Raw genomic sequence first — 21,268 nt, 5'->3', positions numbered from 1 at the left:
TCGCGGCGTCTCTCACGCGGCTCTTCATGGCGCCGCCTGGAAGACGGCGCGGTAGTCCGGGTCGTCCCACAGCGTCTCGTGCCGCCCGCCGGCCCTGATCCGGCCCTCGTCCAGCCAGATCACCTGGTCGGCGAGGGCCGCCGTAGCGGCGCGGTGGGCCACGATGAGCCGGGTGCGGCCGGCCAGCCTCCCGGCCGTGAGAGCCAGGGTGACCTGGCGTTCGGTCACCGTGTCGAGGCTCGACAGGGCGTCGTCGAGGATGAGCAGCCGCCCGGCCTGCGCGAAGGCCCGGGCCAGGCCGATCCGCTGAAGCTCGCCGCCCGACATCGGGGCCTGCGCCACCGGCGTCGCGTACCCGAGCGGCAGGCGGCGGACGAACGCGTCGACGCAGGCGGCGGCCGACGCGGCGCGCACCCGGTCGCGGCCGGCCGCTGTGTGGTCCGGCCCGGCGCCGTCCGGCCCGCCCAGTCCGAAACCGATCGCCGCGCCGATCGTGCCGCCCATCGAGTCGCCCATCGAGCTGCCGGTCATTCCGTGCGCGGAGCCGTTCGCCGCGTCGTTCAACTGGTCCCGCTCATCCGGCGGCTCGCCGAACAGGACCGGCCGCTCGAACGCGTAACCGACAGCCCGGCGGAGCGTCGCGTGCGCGACCTCCGGCAGCGGGACCCCGTCCAGCAGGACCACGCCGTCATCTGGATCCACCAGTCTCCCCGCGACGGCGGCCAGCGACGACTTGCCCGATCCCGAGCGCCCCACGACCGCCACGCACGATCCCCCGGGGATCACCAGGTCGATGTCGCTCAGCAGCGGCGTGCCGTCCACCCGCATCGTGACCCCGCGCAGCTCCAGCCTGCCGGGACCGCCGGGCAGCGGGCGGGAGCCGTACGGCATGGCAGGCTCGGTGAGCAGCCGTTCGACGCGTCCGGCCGCCGAGCGCGCCCGGGCGATCCGCCCCACCTGGCCGATCGCGGAGCCCAGGCCCGCGCCGAGCGCGACGTAGCGCGCCGCGGCGAGCAGCTCGCCCACGGTGAGGTCTCCACCGGCGAGCCGCAGCCCGCCGACCGCGAGCACGGTCGTCTCGAGGAGGGGGATCACCACGGCGGCCTGGACCCCGGCCCGCGCGTGCAGCCGCCACAGTGCCAGGCCGTGGGCACGCAGGCGGGGAAGCGGGGCGAGCACGCGCCGGGCCTCCCGTTCGCCCGTCCCGGCCGCGGCGATGGTACGGGCGCCGGCGAGGGCGGTGACCAGCCGGGCCGCGATCTCCCCCTGGGCCTGCTGGTAACCGCTGGAGGCGGCGGCGGTCCGCCGCATGAACGCCCGGAGCACTGCCGTGATCACGACGAGCCCGGCGACGAGGGCGACCGCGAGCCAGGGATCGATCAGCGTCAGCGCCACGACGCTGCCCGCGGAGGGGATGACGAGCACGGTGGCGGTGACGGCCGCCTCCGGGGCGCGGGCGGCCTCCTCCACGTTGACGCCGGCCCGGGTGACCACGTCGCCCGGCGTGTGCCGTCCGGTCAGGGCCGGGCCGGCGGCCGGCACGTGGGCGACGACGCGGCGGCGCAGCCGGCGCGCGGCGCGTGCCCCGGTCACGCCGGACATGAGCACGACGATCGCGTCACAGGAGATCGCGAGGACGACGAGCGCGACGACGACGACGAGCGTGGGGGCCACCGCCCACGTCCAGGCCTGCCGGGCCGTGTCATCGGCCGTGCCCCCAGTGCCTCCTATGAGGGCGTCCACCGCGTGGCCGAGTGCCAGGGGGAGCAGCAGGTCGGCGACCGCGCCGAGCAGCGCCGCCGCCGCGAGCACCGCCGGCCGGCCGCCGCCGTGCCGTACGGCGTCGATGATCAGCCGGTCCGCCGCCCGCGACGTCATCCAGTCTCCCCGTGGGTCGCACGAAAAAGTCCGTCAAGCGAGAAACCTGGGCGGCCGGGCCGCCCAGGTCTCGCAGTCACCGTCAGCCGCAGAGCAGGCTGAGGCTGCTGTTCTCGTGCGGGGTGCAGGCGAGCAGGCTCAGGTTGCTGCCGCCGCCGTGGCCGCCGCCGTGGCCGCCGGGGGTCTCCAGGGTCTGCAGGTCGAGAAGCGCCATGTCGATCATCTCCTTCGTATGAGTGGTTTCAGCCGCGGATGAGGCCGTGACCTCATGGCTGTGATCTGTCGGGCTCACGTCGCCGTCAGCCGCAGAGGATGCTGAGGCTGCTGTTCTCGTGCGGGGTGCAGCCGAGCAGACTGAGGTTGCTGCTGCCGCCGCCGCCGTGGCCGCCGCCGTGGCCGCCGGGGGCCTCGAGGGTCTGCAGGTCGAGGAGCGCCATCACGTACACCTCCTTCCCATGCTGGTCGGGACCGTGGACCCGGCGGTGGTGCGCGGGGAAACCCGCGCCTGGCACCGCTGGGAAGCTTGAGAAACGGGGGGCTCGAAGAACGGGAGGCGCACCGGCTCGTCGTGCAGCGCGGCGCCGAGTGCGAAGAGCACGCCGGCGCTCCCGGTGGCGAAGTCCATGGAAAGGCGCAGCAGCTGCGCCCCCGGGAAGGCCAGGCCGTCCCGGTACGGAAGCTCATGCCAGGCCAGGCGGGCGATCTGCGCGGTGATGTGCCCGGCGAGCTCTCCGGGTTGTCCCGCTCTGTCGCGGCCCCGCCAGGCGGCCAGGCAGGCGATCATCCCGGCCCGGCCGGCGAACAGCCCCGGCTGGATGTAGTACGGGAGCGTGGCCACCGGACTGATGGCCGCCAGGGCTTCGGCGAACGCCTCGTCGTCCCGATGGGCCAGATAGCGGGCCAGGACGAGCCCGATGCCCGCCGATCCCTCGTCGAGGTACGGATTGGTCCGCCACCCCTGCTCCACCTGGAGTTGGCCGTCGTCCCGGGTGACGCAGCGGCGCAGGTCCTGTCGCAGCGCGGTGGCCGCCAGGTCGAGGAGCGCGGGGTCGCCCGTGCGCTCGTAGGCGTGCAGGAACATCAGCGCCGGGCCGGCCGAGCCGTACATGAGCCCGGCGTGCGGGTGCCGGCCGCCGCTGATCTCGGGGACGTCGTCCGGCCCGCCGAGCCGGTCGGCCACCGCGGCCACGAGCCGGTCGGCCTGCTGCCGGAAGTACGGCTCGCCGGTGACGTCGTGCAGGTGGAGGAGGTTCAGCGCCATTCCGGCCAGGCCCCGGTAGAGACTCAGGTCGAGGCCAACGCTCTCCGGGAACGCGGTGCTTGCCGGGGGCGCGGTGTGCCGGGAGGCCAGCTCGGCCACGTCGAGCGCGTCCTGGCGGCGGCCGAGCGCCAGCAGGGCGTAGGCCACGCCGTGCAGCCCGTTGTAGAAGCCCGCCTCCCGCCGGTCGGCGGGCGCCTTGGCCCGCCGGACCAGCCACTCCTCGTGCTCGGGGAACCGCCCGGCCCCGGTCGCCGCCAGCGCGTGGAGCACGCCCGCCGCCCCGTTGGCGAGGCCGAGCCCGCCGCCCGGCTCGAACTGCACGATGTCGCCGGGGAACAGACGGTCGTCGCGCTCGGGGGTCGCGCTCGCGATGATCGCCCTCGCGATGGCGTCCCGTACGGCCGGCCAGTCTCCCGCCGTACCGTCCCCGGCCTTCTTGGGGGACTGGGAGGGCTTGGGGGACTGGGAGGGCTCAGAGCGCTGGGGCTCGGGCCCGAGGATGGTCCGTACGGCGGCGTCGACCGTCTCCGGCGGCACCGGGAAGGTCTCGGCGACGAGCCGCCCGATCTCCATGGCCTTCGGCCGGTGCAGCTGCAGCAGCATCGTCGCCATCGGCGCGAACACGGCGAGCTGCAGGCACGCCAGCGCATACTCGTCGGCCGCCACGCCGGCCCGGTCGGGCGGCGGGACGAAACCCGGGTTCGCCAGCGTCGGCCGCCTGCGCTCGGCGGCGAGCGAGGACACCTCGAAGTCGATGAGCACCACGCGGTCGCCGTCGACCAGGATGTTGAAGGGATGCAGGTCGCCGAAGACCACGCCGCGCCCGTGCAGGGCCGACACCGCCCGCCGGACCCGGTCGAGCATCCCGGTGGCCCAGTCCGCGTAGTCCTTGATCATCTGTGGCGTCCGGTCGGCTCGCGTCAGCGGATGCCGCTGGGCGATGAGCTGGCTGAGCGTGATCCCGTCGATGTGCTCCTGCACCAGGAAGTGATGGCCGCCCAGGACGAAATGGTCGCGGAGGGCCGGCACGGCGTCCAGACCGGCGAGCCGCTCCATGATGTCGGTCTCGTGCCGCAGGCGGGTGACCGCGTCGCGTCCGGCCGCGTCGAGACCGGCGTGCGGCCGCGCCTCCTTCAGCACCACACGCTCACCCGTCCGGGTGTCGTGTCCCGCGTACACGCCGCCGCCGTTGGAGAAGTGCAGCACGCCGTCCACCTGGTACGGCACGCCCTCCAGCGTGACCGAGTTCCGGGCGGCCAGGTGTGGTTCGAGGAAGGCGGGCAGCGTGACCCAGGACGGCAGGGCGAAGGCGGGTCCCCGCACGTCGGGTACGAGCCGGCCGTCTGGGTCCTCGATCGCGAGCACCCGCTCCCCGGAGTCCGACACGCAGTGGCGTTCGGCGAATCCGCCGTACCGGACGAACAGCGGGCCCTCGCCGTACCGCAGGTCGCTCAGGATGTACGGACCCTCGACGCCGTCGAGGACCTCGGCCAGCTCCTTCAGGACGAGTTCGAGACGGGCCTCGTCCTCCGGATAGATGGTGACCAGCTTGCCGCTCGAGCCGCGGAAGGCGTACTTGGAGTTCTGCATCGTCATGACCCGCCGGCCGCGGAGAAACTTGAAGGGCAGCCCGCCCGCCGTGCAGTAGTCCCACGCGGTGTCGAGCACCCGCTCCGCCTGCTCCCGGCAGGAGGAAATGTGGATCTTCCAGCCCTGTGTCGGCAGGGTGACTCCGGTCGGCGCGTAGTGCATCCAGGTGTCCGTCGCCTGGTGCGCCCACCCTTCGGGTACGGGTCGCCCAGTTATCGCGAAATCGGGATGCTCTGTGCGCTTGCGGTCAAGAGTGTCATAAAACGCGGGATCTGCGAGGCAATAAATCTCATACTTACTAATCATCAGATGTCCCCTCAGGCCGGTCGCAACAAAGAATTCCGGAAATATCTGGACCGGCCAAGTTACTTCAGTCAACATCCACGTGTGAGAACATCACAGGACTAACCATGATTAGCGTCACGGGTTCCATATGAGTGACCTCCCCGAACCCCCCCGACGCCCCCCTCTCCGCCGTGATCTTGCAAATACTTGCAGACCATGGCGCTGAGCAGGCGCTTTGATATTCGTGATCTTGCAGTTTCTCGCATGCCTGCTGTGTGACCAGGCGAAATCTCTTTGGTGATCTTGCACTCCGGTGCCGACTGTAAGATCACGGAGTGAATAGGCGCAGGTCGGATGGCCTGCTTGCGAGTTTCTGCAAGATCACCAAATGGATCCGGGCAGCTCAGGGGCCCACTCTGCGAGAAACTGCAAGATCACGACAAGGTGGGGGTGCCAATATGGTGTTACCGATGGGTAACAAGGTGGGGTTAGCGGGGGGACGGGGTCGGGATCTCGGCGATCAGCTGGAACCAGCCGTCCGGATCGATGACCGTGGTGACGGTGCCGCCCAGCTCGGCGGCCCGGCTGCGAAGGTTGTGGATGCCGCTGCCGGCGCCCGGCGCCGTGAGGGGGCCGGCGCCGTCGTTCGCGACGCTCAGGCAGACCCGGGAGTTCGTCCCCTTCACCTCGCCGGCCCCGCGCATCTCGACCAGCGTCATCTTGATCACACAGAGGCTCGCACGGCTGTGCCGCAGCACGTTCGTCACGGCCTCGCGCACGGTGACCGCGAGCATCGCGTTCAGCTCCGGCGCCAGCTCGACCTCGGACGCCTCGACCTCGCAGCCCGTGCCGTACGCGGTGAGCACCGCCCTGGCGTTGGTGAGCTCCGACCACAGCGAGATCTCCTGGTACGACCGGGTCACGTTGCGGATGTCGGTCGCCGCCTGCCGGATCGACTCGATCACCTCGGCCAGCGCCGCCCGTGTGGGGGAGTCCTCGTCGGCGCGGCGATAGGCCAGTTCGCTCTTCAGGGAGGCCAGCCACAGGCGGCTGCTGAGCAGGTCGTGGACATCCCTGGCGAGCCGTTGCCTGGCCTCGGCGGCGGCCTGCCGTACGGCCTCGGCCTGCAGTGCGCTCAGCCGCCGTAATCGCCGCACCAGCACCATCGGCAACACGAAGAGCGGCACACCGATGAGGACGAGCGTGATGAGCGCAATCGGACTGGACATGTCTGCGCTGGGCAAGTGGTGATCCTCCAGTCGGCCGCGCCGGAAGATCGGCCTTGCCTTTCGGTTTACCTGCTCGATCTTGTCATACTAATCCTGAAATAGGATGGCTTGGCGAACGCCGGATTCCGGTCCACCGCGTCTTCCCAGGAGAATCCGTGAATTCATGGAAATCACCGGTAATTCGGATGCCCGGAAATATGCCGGGAAAATCCGGGGACGCACGGTCTCCCACTCGCCGTCACGAGACCGATCGAGAGGCCGTGTCCCCGGCGGGCAGTGACCTGGCGCCGATCACGGCGAGCATGAGACCGCACAGCAGGAGCGCGATGACTTGCGCGACGGTCACAGCGTTCATCGTCTCGGTGATCTGGTCGCCCGAGCCCGGGTTGAGGTAGGAGAGCCGGGTCAGCGCCACGGGCACGGTCAGGATCGCCAGCGCCAGCGCCACGGCGGGGGAGCGCCGCCGGGGCGCGGACAGGTGCGCCACGAAATATCCGGCACTCGCCACCAGCAGCGCCAGGCAGGACAGACCGGAGGGCAGCAGCCATGGCCATACCCACGCCCACATGCCGGGCCCTGAGCGGCCCGCCGCAGGGTTCCAGGCTGACAGCACCATGAAGATCAGGAAGAGCGCCGCCCCGGCGATCAGGGGGAGCGCGGCCACCCGTCCGGGGCGGCGGCGCGCAGGGGCGTCGCGATGGAATCCGACCAGCAGGGCGAGCGCGGGGACGACGAGCATGAGGGACTGGATCACCCACTGGGTGAGAAACGGCGGGTAGTGCGCACCCGCCCATACCACGGCGAAGTCGGCGCAATGTGCGATGAGGCCGAGCACCGCGGCGACCTTCGCGACGCGTGGACGGCCGCGGACCAGGGCGACATAGCCGACGATCCACAGGGCGGGCGCGAGGTCCTTGAACAGGTACCACGCCCGCTCCGCCGACCCGGGCTCCCCGAACGGCATCTCGCCGTGCGCGTACGGCATGGGGAACACGCCATAGGCGCCCAGGGCCTGCGCCAGGTAGACGCAGCTCATCGTTGCCTGGAAGGCCAGGCCGAGCAGGGCGGTCAGTCGTACGGCCCGGCCCCAGGCGATGCTCCTCGGCGCCGCGCCCGCGCCACCCAGACGGACCCGTACCGCGAGCGCGGCGATGCTGGCGATCTCCGGCCAGCGCGGCCGGGCGTCGTCGTCGTCGTCCGCGGCCGGTCCCGCGCCGTCCAGGAACGCCGAGACCATCTCCTCCTCGCGCTCGGCGCGGTAGCTCGCCGGCAGCAGTCGCAGCACCCGGCGGTAGCGATCCTCCAGAAGGCTCATGCCGTTCCTCCCGCGTGCCGGGCGCGCAGCCGTTCCGTCGCGTAGCGGGCGTGCTCGGCGAGCCGTACGGCCTCCGCCTCCAACGCGCGGGCGCCACAAGCTGACGTGAACGCCTCAGTTTGTGATGGGGAGGGTCGCTTCGGCGGCGGCGCGTTCCCGCACCCGCGCGACGACCGCCGACTTGGTGAACTCCCGGTTCACCCGAACCAGCCAGGCGCTCTCCGAGGTGAGCGAAGGATCCACGTCGTGGAAGGGGTGCTCGGCGTCGTAGCTGTGCCCGGTGGCGTAGCCGATCAGGGACGCCGCGATCACGGCGGCCTCCAGGGTGGCCGGATCCACCGCCGGTCCCACCCACTGTGGCACGGCCGGGTGCGCATATGGCCGGAGCGTGAGCTGCGCGTCCCGGATCTCGATGATCCGTCGATAGAGGGCGAACTCGGCGTTGCGCAGCACGTTCGCGGTTGTGATCAACGCGACCTGCGGTTGGGCTGTCCGCAGAGCCGTCCACAGAGGACCTATCTGTCGATGCCGGATGAAGGTCCGCACCCAGCGCAGCGGTGCGGCCAGCCATGTGCCCCAGGCGGTGAGAGTCGCCCCGATGAGCCAGAGCGGTACGCACATGGAGCCGATGATCGAACCGACCGGAACCATCGTGGCCAGTGACTGCCCGGTGAGCAGCGTGATCACCGGCCGGACTCCGGACCAGGCGGCCCAGATGATTCCGATACCGGCTCCAGCGACGACGAACCGCAATCCGACCCGAAGGGTGGTGGTTTCAGCGTGCGGCACATAACGGCCGATGGTACGCATGAACGCCATCGCACAAACCGTGACATAGAGGAAAAACACCACCAGGTAACCCACCACCAGTGGGTTGGTGGAGTAGACGTTGACGAAGTTGAGCGTGTAGGTGGTGCCGGCGGCGATCAGAAGTGCGGCCATCAGGGTCACCGCCGCGGCGAGGATGATTCCGTACCGGCGCAACCACCGTTTCGTGCGCTCCGGGGTGGCGACGCTGTAACCGAGAGCGCCGAGAAAGTAGGCCGCCGCCATCTCCAGGGCATTGCCGACGAACCGGGCCGTGTTGGGCACCGGTTCGAAGCGGCTGACCAGGTTCAGCGTCGGGTGAGCCATGATCGCCATGGCCAGCCCCATGCAGAGGAAGAAGGCCGACAGATAGTGCAGGCCCAGCGCCCGCTGGTCACGGCGTACGCGGAACAGTTTGTAACCCGCGACGACGGCGGCGAGTGCGCAGGCGCTGTAGTTCGGCCAGTGAGGCATCTTTCACCGCGTATCGAAGATCGAGCCCACGCGGGCCAGGCCGTCCGCGATCTCGGGGGCGACCGATCCGGCCTGCCGCCGACGGGCCCGTTGCGCGATCATCGAGGCGACCAGTTCGGCCTCCTGCTCCTCCGCCGCGGAGTAATCGGTCCGGCCGAGCACCCGCCGGACCAGGTCGCCGCTGAGGTGGGGAAAAAGGAGTTTGGGCAGGAAGTCGAGCTTGGCGTCGCCGATGTGTCCGCAGAGCAGATGTCCAGCCTCGTGTAGCAGGATGTGCTCCCGGTGTAATCGGGTGGTGCTGGTAGCATAGAAAATGTAGTCGATCTCGTCGGTGGCGACGAGCACACCGCATTGCATGGCGGCGTCCGGCATCGGCACCAGTTCGACGACCCGGCCACGCTGCTCGGCGAGCGCGGAGATGAACCGGTCGGGATCGAAGGGTGCCGGGATCGATAACTGATCGACGATCAACTGGCACTTGCGCCAGACGGCTCGGTCAATCACCGGCGTGCTCCGTCGTCCCCTTGCGGAGTTCTTCCCGCCGCCTGATCGCCTCGATCACGTCGCTGATCGTGTCGAGCCCTTCGGGTGACAGCGTGACCGCGCGCAGCGCGATCTGGCGTACCGCGTTGTCGCGTAGTGCCCCGAGGAGTTCCAGCTCTTCAGCGATCCGCTCACTCTGCTCGTCGTCGAAGAAGTAGGCCGGTGGAACCTGAAAGAACTGGGCGAGCGCTTCCAGGTGACGCTTTGTCGGATTGGTCCGGCGGCCATTGCGCAACTGCCACAGATAGGTGGCGGAGAAGGTTTCCCCGGTCGCCTCCCGGCAGGCGCCGGCCACTTCCTCGTTGCGGTACTGCTCCCGGTCTGGGCGCAGGACAACCTCGAAAAGCCGGTCGATCTTTTCGGCGAGGGACGATCGGACGGGTGGCTCGACCATTCGGTCACTCTTCCCTTCCGTGACGCACGAATGCCGCCGTGCCGGTTGGCGGGCCGCCGGTTCCGGTCATTGTAGTGCCGCGGCCGCCGGCCCTTGCCCGGCCGCCGTGTCAGGCCGCGTTCGCTCCGTGCCCCGACACGGCGGACGCGACGAGATCAAGCGGATCGGTGTGAACGCCGAACCGGTGGCGCAGAGCTCGACCGGCCGCGTGCACCCCCGACATCCCGTGCACCGCCTGACCCGGCGGAGTGGAGGAGGAGCAGAGGTAGACCCCGGGCAACGGCGTGCGGTACGGGTCCCAGCGGGGAGCCGGACGCATCATCAGCTGCCACAGGGTGGTGGCGCCGCCGGAGATGTCCCCGCCGACATAGTTGGGGTTGTGCCGCTGCGCCTGCGCGGCGGTGACGACGTGCTTGGCGAGGATCAGGTCACGAAATCCGGGTGCGAACCGTTCCACCTGGGCGATGACCTGTTCGCTGACATCCCGGGGGGACCCGTTCGGCACATGCGCGTATGTCCACAGTACGTGGCGATCGGCGGGCGCACGACCGGCGTCCACGACGCCGGGTTGCACCGCCAGAACGTACGGCCGCCGGGCATGCCGACCGGCGGCGACCACCTGTTCCGCGGCCAGTGCCTCATCCCGCGAACCGACCAGATGCAGTGTGCCGGCCCGGGCGCAGTCAGCGGCCGCCCACGGCACCGGGCCGGCGAGCGCGAAGTCGACCTTGCAGGCGGCGCCACCGGGCCGGAACGCGCGCAACTGGCGGCGGTACGGGTCCGGCAGCAGATCACCGGCGATGCGCAGCAACCCGGCCGGCGCCACGTCCAGCAGCACCGCACGGGCCGGAGGCAACTGCGCCAGGGTGTCGATCCGCTCGCCCGTGATGATCTGCCCGCCGAGGCGGGTCAGTTCCGCCGCCATCGCCCGGGTGATGGTGTGGCTGCCGCCCTGCGGCACCGGCCAGCCGACCGTGTGGGCGAGGGTGGCCAGCACGAGACCCACTCCGGCGGGGGCCATGGCCCGGGGTGGGGCGATGGCGTGCGCGCCGACACCCGTGAGCAGAGCGGGCGCCACGTCGCCTCGGAACCGCACCCCCCACAGAGCCGAGCCCTGTTCCAGCACCCGCAGCGCCATCCGCAGCGCCGTGCCGGGATGACGGGGGAGACTGCGGAAGTCGGACATGGCCGTGTCGACGAGGGGCCGCCACCGCTCTACCAGGGGGCCGAGCAGCGAGCGCCACGCCGGGCCGTCGACCCCCAGGCCCTGCGCCGTACGGTCCAGGTCGCGCCAGGCCAGCCCGGCGCGACCGCCGTCGAGCGGATGGGCGTACGGGATCTCCGGCTGCAGGAGCCGCACGCTGTGCCGGGACAGGTCGAACGCTCGGAAGAACGGGGACGCCAGCGCCATCGGATGGACCGCGGAGCAGACGTCATGCCAGAAACCGGGCAGGGTCAGCTGTTCGGTACGGGTGCCGCCGCCGATGGTGTCGGCGGCCTCGTAGACCCGCACTTCGAGGCCGGCCGCGGCGAGGACGAGCGCCCCGGCCAGGCCGTTGGGGCCGGAGCCGACCACCACGGCGTCGATGCCGCCCCGACCGGAGCCGGCGGGCCCCGATTCCCGGATCACGGGTTCCCGGCTCATGCCAGCGCCTGCTCCGCCGCGAGTTCGGCGTAGAGCGGGGATTTCCGCAGCAGTTCGGCGTGCGTTCCGGACGACTGTGCCGTACCGTCCTCCATCACCACGATCTGCACCGCGTTGAGCACGGTGGACAGCCGGTGGGCGACCATGATGACGGTGGTGTCGCCGGAGATTTCCCGGATCACGTCGCGCAGTGCGGCTTCGTTGGCCGCGTCGAGCTGCGAGGTCGCCTCATCGAGCAGGAGCAGGCGGGGCCGGCGCAGCAGGGCCCGGGCGATGGCGACGCGCTGTCGTTCGCCGCCCGACAGCGACACGCCCCGGTGCTGGATCTCCGCGTCGAGGTCTCCGCCGAGGCGTTGTAGGAGCGGGTCGAGCCGGGTCGTGCGCAGCACAGCCCGGATGTCGGCTTCGTCGGCGTCCGGTGCCGCGTACGCGATGTTCTCGCGGAGGGTTCCGGCCAGCACGGTGGCATCCTGCTCGACGTAGCCGATGTTCGCCCGAAGGCTGTTGAGGGGCCAGCCGGGCAGGCTTCGCTCATCGAAGACCACCTGGCCCTGCTGCGGGTCGTAGAACCGTTCCAGCAGTTTGAGCACGGTGGTCTTGCCCGAGCCGGACGGCCCGACGAGTGCGGTCAGCCCACCGGCGGGTACGGTCAGGGTGAAGTCACGCAGGGCCGGTTCGGCCCGGCCGGGATAGGTGAAGACGACCCGGTCGAAGATCACGGAGGCCGGTGTGGTCGGGACGGTGCCGCCCGGCTCCGTACGAGGTTCCGCCGGCGGCGTCGGCTCGGCCGGGGTGGCCTGAGAGGGGATCGGCAGGTCGAGAGGTTCGGCCGGCAGCGCGTTCACCTCGGCGATCCGGCTCAGCGCCGCCCGGCCCGTCTGCAGATAGGTGGTCGCGCCGATCAGTTGGATCACAGGGTGGGTCAGGTAGGCCACGTAGAGCAGGAAGGCCACCAACCCCGACACCGTCATGGCACCGCTGGCCACCCGGGCGCCGCCGAACCCGAGGACGACCAGGAAGGCGACCTGGATCGCCAGCCCGGCGGTGGTGCCCGCCACCGATCCCCAGCGGGCCAGGGAAACGCCCTGTTTGAAGGCGGTACGGGCCGAGACGTCGACACGGGCCAGTTCGGCGGATTCCATGCCGGAGGCCTTGACCGTGGTGAAGGCTCCAAGGATCCGCTCCAGTGCGGCGCCCATCTGCCCGACCGCCTGCTGTGCGCGCAGGGCCGCGGTGCGGATCCGCGGCATGATCACTGCCATGACGACCACGAGCAGCAGTACGACGACGACGGTGACGCCGAGCAGTACGACGTCGACCACCGCCATCAGGGCCACCGCCCCGAGAAGCATCAGGCCGCCGGTCATCAGGTCGATCAACGCCTGGCTGGCGATCTGGCGCAGCAGCATGGTGTCGGTGGTGACCCGGGCGAGCAGGTCGCCGGGCTCCTGGCTGTGCAGGCTCGGCACAGAGAGGCGGAGCAGGTGGCGAATCAGCCCGCGACGGCCGTCGAGGACGACCGCTTCGGCGGTCCGCAGCGTGAGATAGTTGCCGACTCCGAGCAGGACGGCGGCCACCGCGACGAGCGCCGTCAGCACGGCCAGGGCTCGGCCGGCCTCGGTCCCGGTGGTCAGCCCGTCGATGAGGGCCCGTACGGCGAGCGGCTGCAGCAGGCCCAGCACGCTGGAGGCGAGGAGCAGGACGGCGGCCGTGACGAAGGTTTTCCGGTGCGGCCGGACATAGCCGGCCAGCATCGTCGTCCAGTGGGATGCCCGGTCTTTCGCCGCTGGGGCCTGCTCGGCGGATGCGGCTGTCTCCGCTGTCCCGTCCGGTCGTGTCCCGTCCGGCTGTGCCCCACCGGGCCGTGTCCCGGCAGGCTGCGCTTCGGTCGTCTGCGCCATCACGCGGAACCCTTGCGGTAGACGGAGACGTACATCGGCTCCTGGCCGCTGAATTCGGTGCCGAGCCAGTCGCTGTAGCGGCCCGCCGGCTTCAGCCCGGCCCGCTGGGCATACCCGTCGACGTCTTCGGGTGTGGTCAGGCGGCTCAATTCCGAGGCGATCCGGGAACGACCGTTATCGATCCAGATGTGCGCGAGATGCCAGATGCGGTTGTCGATGTCGATGGTGGAGTAGGAGAGGAGCCCGGTGTCCGGCGCCGGGTACGGGACGAAATACGAGTCACGTACCCTGCCCTGGTTGAGTGCCTGAGCGAAGCTCGGGTTGTGGGTTTCGACGACCACGCAGCCGCCGGGGGCGAGGTGGGCTGCCGCGACATCGAGCACCTGCTGTTGCTCGGCGGGGTCCAGCAACATGGACAGGGTGCCGCAGACGCAGTAGATGAGCCCGTAGCGGCCGTCGTCGGCGTAGTCGCGGATGTCGCCGTGTACGGGAGTGACCGGGCGGGGCCGTTCGGCGAGGGCGCCGCGCAGGACGTCCAGCATCTCAGGCGAGGAGTCGACGCCCACGATCGGGCCGATCAGGTCGGCCAGGGGGAGCGCGATCCGCCCGGTGCCCACCCCTAGTTCCAGTGTCGGCAGGTCCCCACCGGGGTGCAGATCGGCGAGGAAGGCCGCGGTCGTGGCCACGGCCGGGCCGCCGGGGAAGAGGCGGTCGTAGAAGTCGGCGAACTGGGCGCCGTAGCCGATGTCGGGGATCTCACTCATGGTGGCGGTCTTCCTGCAGTGGAATGAATTGGGAGATCAGCAGGTAGTCGGGATTGTCCGACTCGTCGTAGCCGGCGCTGCGGGCGATCACGAACTGGAAGCCCTTGGGTGTCGGCTTCGCCCGGTGTTCCTCCCGTACGACGAGCTCGACGTGGTCGCAGAGCACCTGGTAGGCGGAGACCCTGGTGATGTCGAGTCCGGGCTGACCCAGGGAGATGATCAGTTCGGCGCAGATGTCGAAGACCGCCTTGTCCTGCCGCCGTTCCGGAAACCAGACCATCTGCCGCCAGACGCGCCTGGGGATGTGGGTGGTCTCGACCCAGGGGGTCTGGACGTCGTCCGCCAGGAGCACCCGGTGCAGAACGTGGAAGTCGTGCTGCGCCGGCTCGGGGGCGAAGAAGCGCCAGTTGCCGATGAGGAGGCCGGTGTAGTCGTAGCGCCGGAACCGGTCGAAGATCTGCTGGGGGTGCTGGCTGAGGACGGTCACACCGAACCAGGCGGCCAGACCGCCGATCACCAGTGCGGTGACCTGGCCACGGTCGGCCTGACGTGACGGCGGGAGTTTCATCGCCGCTCGCCTCCATTCCGGCTGTCGTCGCCGAGGGAGGCGTCTCGCAGGTCGTCGAGGAACGCGGTGAGGATCGTGCTCACCTCGGCGGCACGTCCGGCGTCGGTGAGGATCTCGTCGTGGTCGGCGCCCTGGATGAGGTGCTGCCGCGCCTGCGGGGCGGCGGCGGCGAACTCGTCGTGCAGATCCACCTGCACGGTGTCGGTGACCGCGGTCTGGCCCGCCGTGATGACCACGAGGGGTGCGGTGATCCGGGGCAGGACGCCGTCGAACCGCTCGAATTTCTCCTTGACGACTTTCCATTCCCGCCGGGCGGCGGCCCACAGTTTGGCGTCGCGGTACTGGGCCAGGGCGGTGGTTCGCGCCTCAGGCGGGAGCCGATTCACCCATGCGGGGCATTCCAGCAGCGAGCCGAGCCCGAGATCCAGCGATGCGGGCATGAGTGCCAGCGAGTTGGTCAGCGCGCGGCCACCTTCGGCCTGCCGGATGGAGCGCTGCAGTTCGGCCGGGTGGCTGGAGTCGATGAGTGCGACGCCCCGCACCTGCGCGCCGAGTCGTTCGGCGGCCAGCAGGGCGAGGTAGCCGCCGAGGGAGTGGCCGACCAGCACGATGGGCCGGTCACCGGCGACATGCCGGGCCACCTCGGTCAGGTCGTCCACTATGGCGTCGAAATGGTATTCGCCGCCGGCCTGGTATCGGCTGCCGCCGTAACCGGCCCGCTGATAGGTGACGGTGGTGAAACGTCGCGCCAGTTGGGTGGCGATCCGTTCCCAGTGTTCGGTGGTGGCGGCCATGCCGCTTTCCAGGATGACCACCGGGCCGCTCGCGCCCTCGCTGAGAACGTCCTCGCCGAGAACGCGGTAGGCCAGGGTGTTGCCCGCGCTGGTGGTCACCGTACGCTCGTCGCCCCGTCCACGGGTGACGATCCGCCGCCGGTGGGCACGCGCCGCCTGACCGGCGGCGAGCAGGGCGAGCCCGGCGGCGGCCACGGTGCCCGGCAGGGCGTCGTGGCGACGGCTGACCGTGCCGTCCAGCGCGGTGCGTACTCGTGGCCCGGTCGTGTAGAGCACCGCCGGATAGGTCGCGGCGAATGCCCAGAAGAACCGGCCGAGTCCCATCATTCGTGCGTTGACGAGGTGGAACGCCCCGGCGGCGCCGAGCATGTACGGCGCGAGCCTGCCCCGGCCGGCGAAGACGAGGGGGAACGCGCACTCGAAGGCGAGGACGCCGTGCGCGGCGAGCCGGGTCAGCCGGGGGTAGCGCCGCATCAACTCCCAGGCGTCCGGGTCGCCGTAGGTGTGGGTGCGGATGATGTTGGGCAGGGCGCGCCCGCTGCGCCAGGTGTCGCTGGGGAGTTTGGCCCACCCGGAGACCGTGTACGACAGCACCGACTGCAGTGAGACGAACCACAGGGCGGCGTCGGCGATGGCGGGCCGGCGGTGGCTTGCCCGGGCGACGGTCGTCAGTGCCTGCACCAGGAAGGAGATCTGGTCGGCCCCGTCGCTTCCGTAGAGGTGCTGGGCGTGCAGGGCCGCCTGGCTGCCGGCGAGCACCGTATTGGCGGCGACGCGTTGCCGCGGGGACAGCGGAAGCCAGAGCGCGGCAGCGGCGGCGGCACGGCTGAGGTGCAGGGCGGTGCTGACCCGTGGATGGGCGACCAGATCCATGGCTCGGGCGAAGCGGGGGGCCTGTTCGTGGAACATGCGGCGGTTGACGTCCCAGTTGTTGGCGCCGCCCCATTCCCGGTCCTTACGGCGGGTGAGGTACTCCAGGCTGGCGAGAAGGTGGGTCACCGAGTTCAACCGCTCGGTCCAGGTCAGTGCCTTCGATCTGGACAGTGTGGACAGCGATCCGATGGAGGCTCGGATGCCGCGGCTGGACTGGGCGCCGCGGCTGGACAGTGCGGGCAGCAGCCCGGGGCGGCGGCGCTTGTCCGGTCTCTTCATGGGAGTTGCGTTTCCTGACTTGTTTCTGGACCGACCCGTCGCCGGGGCGCCGCGGTCGGCGACGCCCCGGCAACGCGCTTGGTTAGGATGGGAGCTGCTGATCGCTCCGAGGCGGCTTGGTGCCACCCAGGGCGCGGCCCATCGCGTAGCCCGCGGCGAACAGGCCGGCCACCGAACCGACCAGGCCCACGCCGGCCGCCACTGTCACGATCGTCGCGGGCGTGGCCAGCACCGGCGCCCCGCCGATTTCGTGGCAGGGCTCAGCGCTGTGGATCGAGATCGCGGCGAGCGCCGGGTCGGCGTTCACCCTCTCGGCCAGTAATGGCATGGTTCATCTCCCTTGTGGTGAGGGCGTCACTGCGGCAGCTCCTGCGGAACCTTCGGGTACTTGCCTTCGGCCATGTTGCGGGCGATGCCCACCATGTAACCGGCGTGCAAGGCGACCGCGCCGATGGCGACGCCGAGGGCCACGGCCGTCGGGGTCGCCAGCACGGGGCTGACCGCCGTCAGGCCGTGACCATCGGCGGCGTCCGTCAGATCACCGAACATCTCGGGGGAGACGTTGTTGGTGTAGTCGACGAGGATGCTCATGATTCACCTCCTTGAAGTTCAGTAGCTGAGATGAAGAGGAAAGGCAGTGTTCTTAATATCAGCTAATAGGTGGAATCGCTAGTGCCGCATCCGTAGGCGTTTGCCCCGTCCTGCGACAGCGTTGATCAAGGTTTCCCGGCGACCTGTGTGGTCCACGCAGGGTGAATCTCCGGAGGGGTGGGAGGGCAGTTGACTCCCGAACCGGTTGACCGGATGATCGCTGCGGGGGGTCGACCCGGCCCAGATCCGGAGCCGGGGTCCGATCGAGCGATCGAGGTGAGCCTCTCTCATGAGACCGCGCAGGAAACACAGGCCGATGCTGTGGGCGGGGGTGGCGAGCGCGGCCCTCGCCGTCGTACTGATCGGTTCCATCGGGAATCCCGCCCTCGCCCGACAGGACGCGACGCTGAACGCCGTATCGCACACGGCGACCCCGACGACTCCGAGCCCGAGTCCGACCGGGCCGCCCCGCGGCGACATTCCCAGCAGGCCCGGGGGGCTGTTCGCCTGCCCGCCGCCCGCACCTCCGGGAGGCGACTTCCCGGCCATGGTCGGGCTGTGCTGGGCGGCGTCGAGCGACGACGTCGGTGTGACCGGATACGAGGTCTACCGGCTGACCGCGGACGGTTTCGTCAAGGCGGCGAGTCCGACCGGGACCAACGCCATGATGTCGGGCGGTCTCGTCATGGGCCGCTTCTACACCTTCTACGTGGTGGCCAAGGACGCGGCGGGCAACACCAGCGAGCCGTCCGAGCTGATCACCGCCACCGCGACGACCGGACCGCGGCCGACCACCACTCCCAGCCCGAGGCCCGGCGACGTCACACCACCGACCATGCCGACCGGGCTGCGCGACTACTGTGTCGCCGACGGTGCCGGGGTGAACTTCTGCTGGAACGCCTCGACCGATGACGTGGGCGTCACCGGTTACGACGTCTACCGGCGGACCGCGACCGGTTATGTCAGGGCCGGCAGCCCCACGACCACGTGGTTCCATGAGACGGACGTCGCCACCGGCCGCCACTACACCTACTTCGTGGTGGCGAAGGACGCGGCGGACAATCTCAGCTGGCCGTCCGACCCGCTCTCCGCGCTCGCCCACGAGGGCTATCCGACGCCGAGCCCGTCCCCGACCCCGCCCCCGAACTGCAAGGTGGCGTACGACACCTGGACCTGGAGTGGCGGATTCGGCACGCAGGTGCGGATCATCAACATCAGCCCCGACCCGATCCGCGACTGGACCCTGAAGTTCAGGTTCTCCGACACCGGGCAGAAGATCGCCGGCGGCTGGTCGGCCTCCTGGTCCCAGGAGGAGACCTACGTCTCCGCGGCCGCGATGCCGTGGAACTCCGTCATCCAGCCAGGGACGTCCGTCGAGATCGGCTTCAACGCCGCTCACACGGGTGCCAACCCCGTCCCGCCCGCCTTCACGCTCAGCGGCGTCTCCTGCCTCCGTTCCTGACCGCGTCGCTCGCGGCCGTACGGCGCGCCGGAGTCCGGCGACCATCCGTACGGCCGCGCCGATCGGCGGCACATACGCTGATCTCACGCAAGATAGGCTGCACGCGATGACTGAGAACGACGGCACCGCCCAAACCGCCCCGATCGCCCTCCCGGTCGTCCCGCCGAGCATCCCTTCGAACGCCCCTTTGAACGCCCCTTTGAACGCCCCTTTGAACGCCCCTTTGAACGCACAGGTGAACCCGATCGCGGTGGTACGTGCCGTGCTGCCCTCGCTCACCCCTGCCGCCCAGACCGTCGCACGCCTCATCCTCGACGACCCCGCCCTGGTGGCGAGCAGCACCATCACCGAGATCAGCGCGCTGTCGGGGATCAGCGAGGCGACGATCGTGCGCACCGCCCGGTCCCTCGGTTTCGCCGGCTACTCCCAGCTCAGGTTCGCCCTCGCGGCGGCCGTGGCGAGGCAGGCGCCCGAGCGGCTCGTTCCCGGCGATCTCGCCCCTGACGACCCGCTCACCGACGTGATCGCCAAGGTCACGAGCGCCGAGTCCCAGGCGCTCGCCGACACCGCGGCCCAGCTCGACCCGGACCGCCTCGGCGCGGTGGTGGACGCGGTGGCCGCCGCACGGAGGGTGGACGTGTACGGCGTCGGCGCCTCCGGTCTCGTCGCCGCCGACATGGCGCAGAAGCTGCTGCGCATCGGTCTGCCGGCCCACTACTTCACCGACGCGCATCTCGCCCTCACCAGCGCGGCGCTGGTACGGGAGGGCGACGTCGCCGTCGGCGTGAGCTGCACCGGCGAGACCCCCGACGTGCTCGGGCCGATGCGGGTCGCGCGCAAGGGCGGCGCGGCGACCGTGGCGATCACCAACAACCCGCGCTCCTCGCTGGCCGAACTGGCCGACCACGTGCTGGTCTCGGCCGGGCGCGAGACGGCGTTCCGCCCGGGCGCGCTGGCCAGCAGGATCAGCCAGCTCCTCATCGTCGACTGCGTCTTCGTCGGCGTCGCGCAGCGCACGTTCGACGCCTCGGACACGGCCCTGCGCGCGACCCGCGACGCGCTCGACGACTACCTCGACGGCGTCCGCCGCAGAACCAGGTCCAGCAGAACGATGGATTGACGCCGGACGACGGGGGAACCCGTTCCTCGCTGGACTCGGATACCAGGGAGGGCCGCCGTGCGGGAATGGGATCAATGGGTGCTGACCGAGGCCGGGTGGACGGCGAGCGCGAGCCCGGAGCGGCTGACCGTCGACGATCCGGCGACGGGCGAGCCGGTCGGCGAGGCGCCGGCCGGGTGCGCCGAGGACGTCGAACGGGCCGTGGCGGCGGCTCGCCGCGCCCGGCAGGGCTGGGCCCGTACGGCTCCGGCCGACCGGGCCGCGCGCCTGCACCGCGCGGCCGACCGGATCGAGGCCCGCGCCGGCGAACTGGCCGAACTCGTCACCAGGGAGATGGGCAAGCCGATCGGCGACTCGCGGGGCGGGGTGGCGGCCGGCATCGGGACGCTCAGGCAGTACGCCGAGCTGGGCCCGCTGCACCGGGGCCGCAGCCTGCAGGGCGGCTGGGCGGCGACTGACCTCATGGTGCGCGAGCCCCGCGGTGTGATCGCGGTGATCACGCCGTGGAACGACCCGGTCGCCATCGCCTGCGGGCTCGTCGGCGCCGCCGTGGTCACCGGCAACTGCGTCGTGCACAAGCCGTCCGAGCGCACCCCGCACGCCGGGGCGCTGCTCGCCGAGCTGATCGCCGCCGAGCTGCCCCCGGGCGTGCTCACCGTGGTCAGCGGCGACCGCAGGGCGGGGGAGCCGCTGGCCGGCCACCCCGCCGTCGATCTCGTGTCCCACGTCGGCTCGACCGCGACCGGCCGTTCGATCGCCGCCGCGGCGGCACGCACCGGCGCGGCCACGCTGCTGGAGAACGGCGGCAAGGACCCGCTGATCGTGGACGCGGGAGTCGACGCGAAATGGGCCGCCGCGCAGGCCGCGACCGGCTGCTTCGCCAATGCCGGGCAGATCTGCACCGCCGTGGAGCGGGTGTACGTCCACCGGGACGTCGCGGACTCCTTCCTCGCCGCGCTCGTGCAACGGGCCGAGGAGCTGCGGATGGGCCCCGGCCGCAACGAGGAGACCACTCTCGGCCCGCTCGTCGACCGGGCACAGCGTGAGATCGTGGACCGGCAGGTGCGTGCCGCCGTGGCGTCGGGGGCCCGGGTGTTGACGGGCGGCGGGGCGCCGGACGGGCCCGGCGCGTTCTACCCGGCGACCGTGCTCAGCGGCTGCACCGACGACATGGAGATCATGCGGTCGGAGACCTTCGGCCCGGTCGCGGCCGTCCGCGTCGTGAACTCCTTCGACCAGGCGCTCGACTTCGCCTGCGCCTCGCCGTACGGCCTGGCCGCCACCGTGCTGACCCCGTCGACGGCCAACGCGCAGCGGGCCTGGCGCGAGCTGCCGGTCGGCACCGTGAAGATCAACGCGGTCTTCGGCGGAGCTCCCGGCGGCGCGGCGCAGCCGCTGCGGGCGAGCGGCCACGGCTTCGGGTACGGCCCCGAGCTGCTCGACGAGATGACCCACACCAAGGTCGTCCACTGGACGCCGCACCCGTGACCGTCAT

General features: G+C 70.8%; 19 protein-coding genes. 3 read left to right on the top strand and 16 right to left on the bottom strand.

What is annotated here, in order from left to right:
- Positions 1-24 precede the first annotated feature (24 nt).
- The 16 genes from ACFHYQ_RS15990 to ACFHYQ_RS15915 form a co-directional block, all read right to left on the bottom strand.
- Positions 25-1,878, bottom strand: a complete 1,854-nt coding sequence (locus tag ACFHYQ_RS15990; RefSeq protein ID WP_394301937.1) for an ATP-binding cassette domain-containing protein — start codon at positions 1,876-1,878, stop codon at positions 25-27.
- 82 nt (positions 1,879-1,960) lie between these two features.
- Positions 1,961-2,092 carry a SapB/AmfS family lanthipeptide gene (locus tag ACFHYQ_RS15985; RefSeq protein WP_394301936.1) on the bottom strand — a complete coding sequence of 44 codons (132 nt, stop codon included), beginning with the start codon at positions 2,090-2,092 and terminating at the stop codon, positions 1,961-1,963.
- Positions 2,093-2,177: 85 nt separating this feature from the next.
- A complete protein-coding gene (locus ACFHYQ_RS15980; protein ID WP_394301935.1) occupies positions 2,178-2,315 on the bottom strand; it encodes a SapB/AmfS family lanthipeptide in 138 nt (45 codons plus the stop codon).
- On the bottom strand, positions 2,315-5,035 hold the full coding sequence (lanKC, locus tag ACFHYQ_RS15975; RefSeq protein ID WP_394301934.1) for a class III lanthionine synthetase LanKC: 2,721 nt from the start codon (positions 5,033-5,035) through the stop codon (positions 2,315-2,317). The genes ACFHYQ_RS15980 and lanKC overlap by 1 nt, the downstream gene beginning before the upstream one ends.
- Before the next feature lie 467 nt (positions 5,036-5,502).
- Positions 5,503-6,243, bottom strand: coding sequence for a sensor histidine kinase (locus ACFHYQ_RS15970; RefSeq protein WP_394301933.1), 741 nt, complete (start codon positions 6,241-6,243; stop codon positions 5,503-5,505).
- Between the two features lie 238 nt (positions 6,244-6,481).
- Entirely contained in the window at positions 6,482-7,558 is a 1,077-nt protein-coding gene (locus ACFHYQ_RS15965; protein WP_394301932.1) for a hypothetical protein, read from the bottom strand.
- 114 nt (positions 7,559-7,672) lie between these two features.
- Positions 7,673-8,839, bottom strand: coding sequence for an MAB_1171c family putative transporter (locus tag ACFHYQ_RS15960; protein ID WP_394301931.1), 1,167 nt, complete (start codon positions 8,837-8,839; stop codon positions 7,673-7,675).
- A 3-nt stretch (positions 8,840-8,842) separates the two neighbouring features.
- Complete coding sequence (locus ACFHYQ_RS15955; protein WP_394301930.1) at positions 8,843-9,343, bottom strand: hypothetical protein; 501 nt, start codon at positions 9,341-9,343, stop codon at positions 8,843-8,845.
- The gene (locus ACFHYQ_RS15950) at positions 9,336-9,776 is read right to left on the bottom strand and encodes a helix-turn-helix domain-containing protein (RefSeq protein WP_394301929.1); all 441 of its coding nucleotides are present in this window, start codon (positions 9,774-9,776) and stop codon (positions 9,336-9,338) included. The genes ACFHYQ_RS15955 and ACFHYQ_RS15950 overlap by 8 nt, the downstream gene beginning before the upstream one ends.
- 109 nt (positions 9,777-9,885) lie before the next feature.
- Positions 9,886-11,421 carry a phytoene desaturase family protein gene (locus ACFHYQ_RS15945; RefSeq protein ID WP_394301928.1) on the bottom strand — a complete coding sequence of 512 codons (1,536 nt, stop codon included), beginning with the start codon at positions 11,419-11,421 and terminating at the stop codon, positions 9,886-9,888.
- Complete coding sequence (locus ACFHYQ_RS15940; protein WP_394301927.1) at positions 11,418-13,322, bottom strand: ABC transporter ATP-binding protein; 1,905 nt, start codon at positions 13,320-13,322, stop codon at positions 11,418-11,420. Before ACFHYQ_RS15940 ends, ACFHYQ_RS15945 begins: the two co-directional genes overlap by 4 nt.
- Entirely contained in the window at positions 13,322-14,086 is a 765-nt protein-coding gene (locus ACFHYQ_RS15935) for a class I SAM-dependent DNA methyltransferase (protein ID WP_394301926.1), read from the bottom strand. Before ACFHYQ_RS15935 ends, ACFHYQ_RS15940 begins: the two co-directional genes overlap by 1 nt.
- Positions 14,079-14,654, bottom strand: a complete 576-nt coding sequence (locus tag ACFHYQ_RS15930; RefSeq protein ID WP_394301925.1) for a hypothetical protein — start codon at positions 14,652-14,654, stop codon at positions 14,079-14,081. The genes ACFHYQ_RS15935 and ACFHYQ_RS15930 overlap by 8 nt, the downstream gene beginning before the upstream one ends.
- Positions 14,651-16,600, bottom strand: a complete 1,950-nt coding sequence (locus ACFHYQ_RS15925) for an alpha/beta fold hydrolase (protein ID WP_394301924.1) — start codon at positions 16,598-16,600, stop codon at positions 14,651-14,653. The genes ACFHYQ_RS15930 and ACFHYQ_RS15925 overlap by 4 nt, the downstream gene beginning before the upstream one ends.
- A gap of 82 nt (positions 16,601-16,682) precedes the next feature.
- Entirely contained in the window at positions 16,683-16,928 is a 246-nt protein-coding gene (locus tag ACFHYQ_RS15920) for a hypothetical protein (protein WP_394301923.1), read from the bottom strand.
- Between the two features lie 26 nt (positions 16,929-16,954).
- Positions 16,955-17,191, bottom strand: a complete 237-nt coding sequence (locus tag ACFHYQ_RS15915) for a hypothetical protein (RefSeq protein WP_204015738.1) — start codon at positions 17,189-17,191, stop codon at positions 16,955-16,957.
- Between the two features lie 289 nt (positions 17,192-17,480).
- Here ACFHYQ_RS15915 and ACFHYQ_RS15910 point away from each other — a divergent pair, with 289 nt between their 5' ends.
- The 3 genes from ACFHYQ_RS15910 (at position 17,481) to ACFHYQ_RS15900 (ending at position 21,261) form a co-directional block, all read left to right on the top strand.
- Positions 17,481-18,653 (top strand): cellulose binding domain-containing protein, encoded by a 1,173-nt coding sequence (locus tag ACFHYQ_RS15910; protein ID WP_394301922.1) that lies wholly within the window; start codon positions 17,481-17,483, stop codon positions 18,651-18,653.
- 106 nt (positions 18,654-18,759) lie between these two features.
- Complete coding sequence (locus tag ACFHYQ_RS15905) at positions 18,760-19,773, top strand: MurR/RpiR family transcriptional regulator (RefSeq protein WP_394301921.1); 1,014 nt, start codon at positions 18,760-18,762, stop codon at positions 19,771-19,773.
- Positions 19,774-19,830: 57 nt separating this feature from the next.
- A complete protein-coding gene (locus tag ACFHYQ_RS15900; RefSeq protein ID WP_394301920.1) occupies positions 19,831-21,261 on the top strand; it encodes an aldehyde dehydrogenase family protein in 1,431 nt (476 codons plus the stop codon).
- Positions 21,262-21,268 lie beyond the last annotated feature (7 nt).

The sequence above is a fragment of the Sphaerimonospora cavernae genome (assembly GCF_042435035.1).
GTDB classification, from domain to species: domain Bacteria; phylum Actinomycetota; class Actinomycetes; order Streptosporangiales; family Streptosporangiaceae; genus Sphaerimonospora; species Sphaerimonospora cavernae.
The sequence above is the reverse complement of the archived record's forward strand: the minus strand, read 5'-3'. Positions and strand labels throughout refer to the sequence as shown.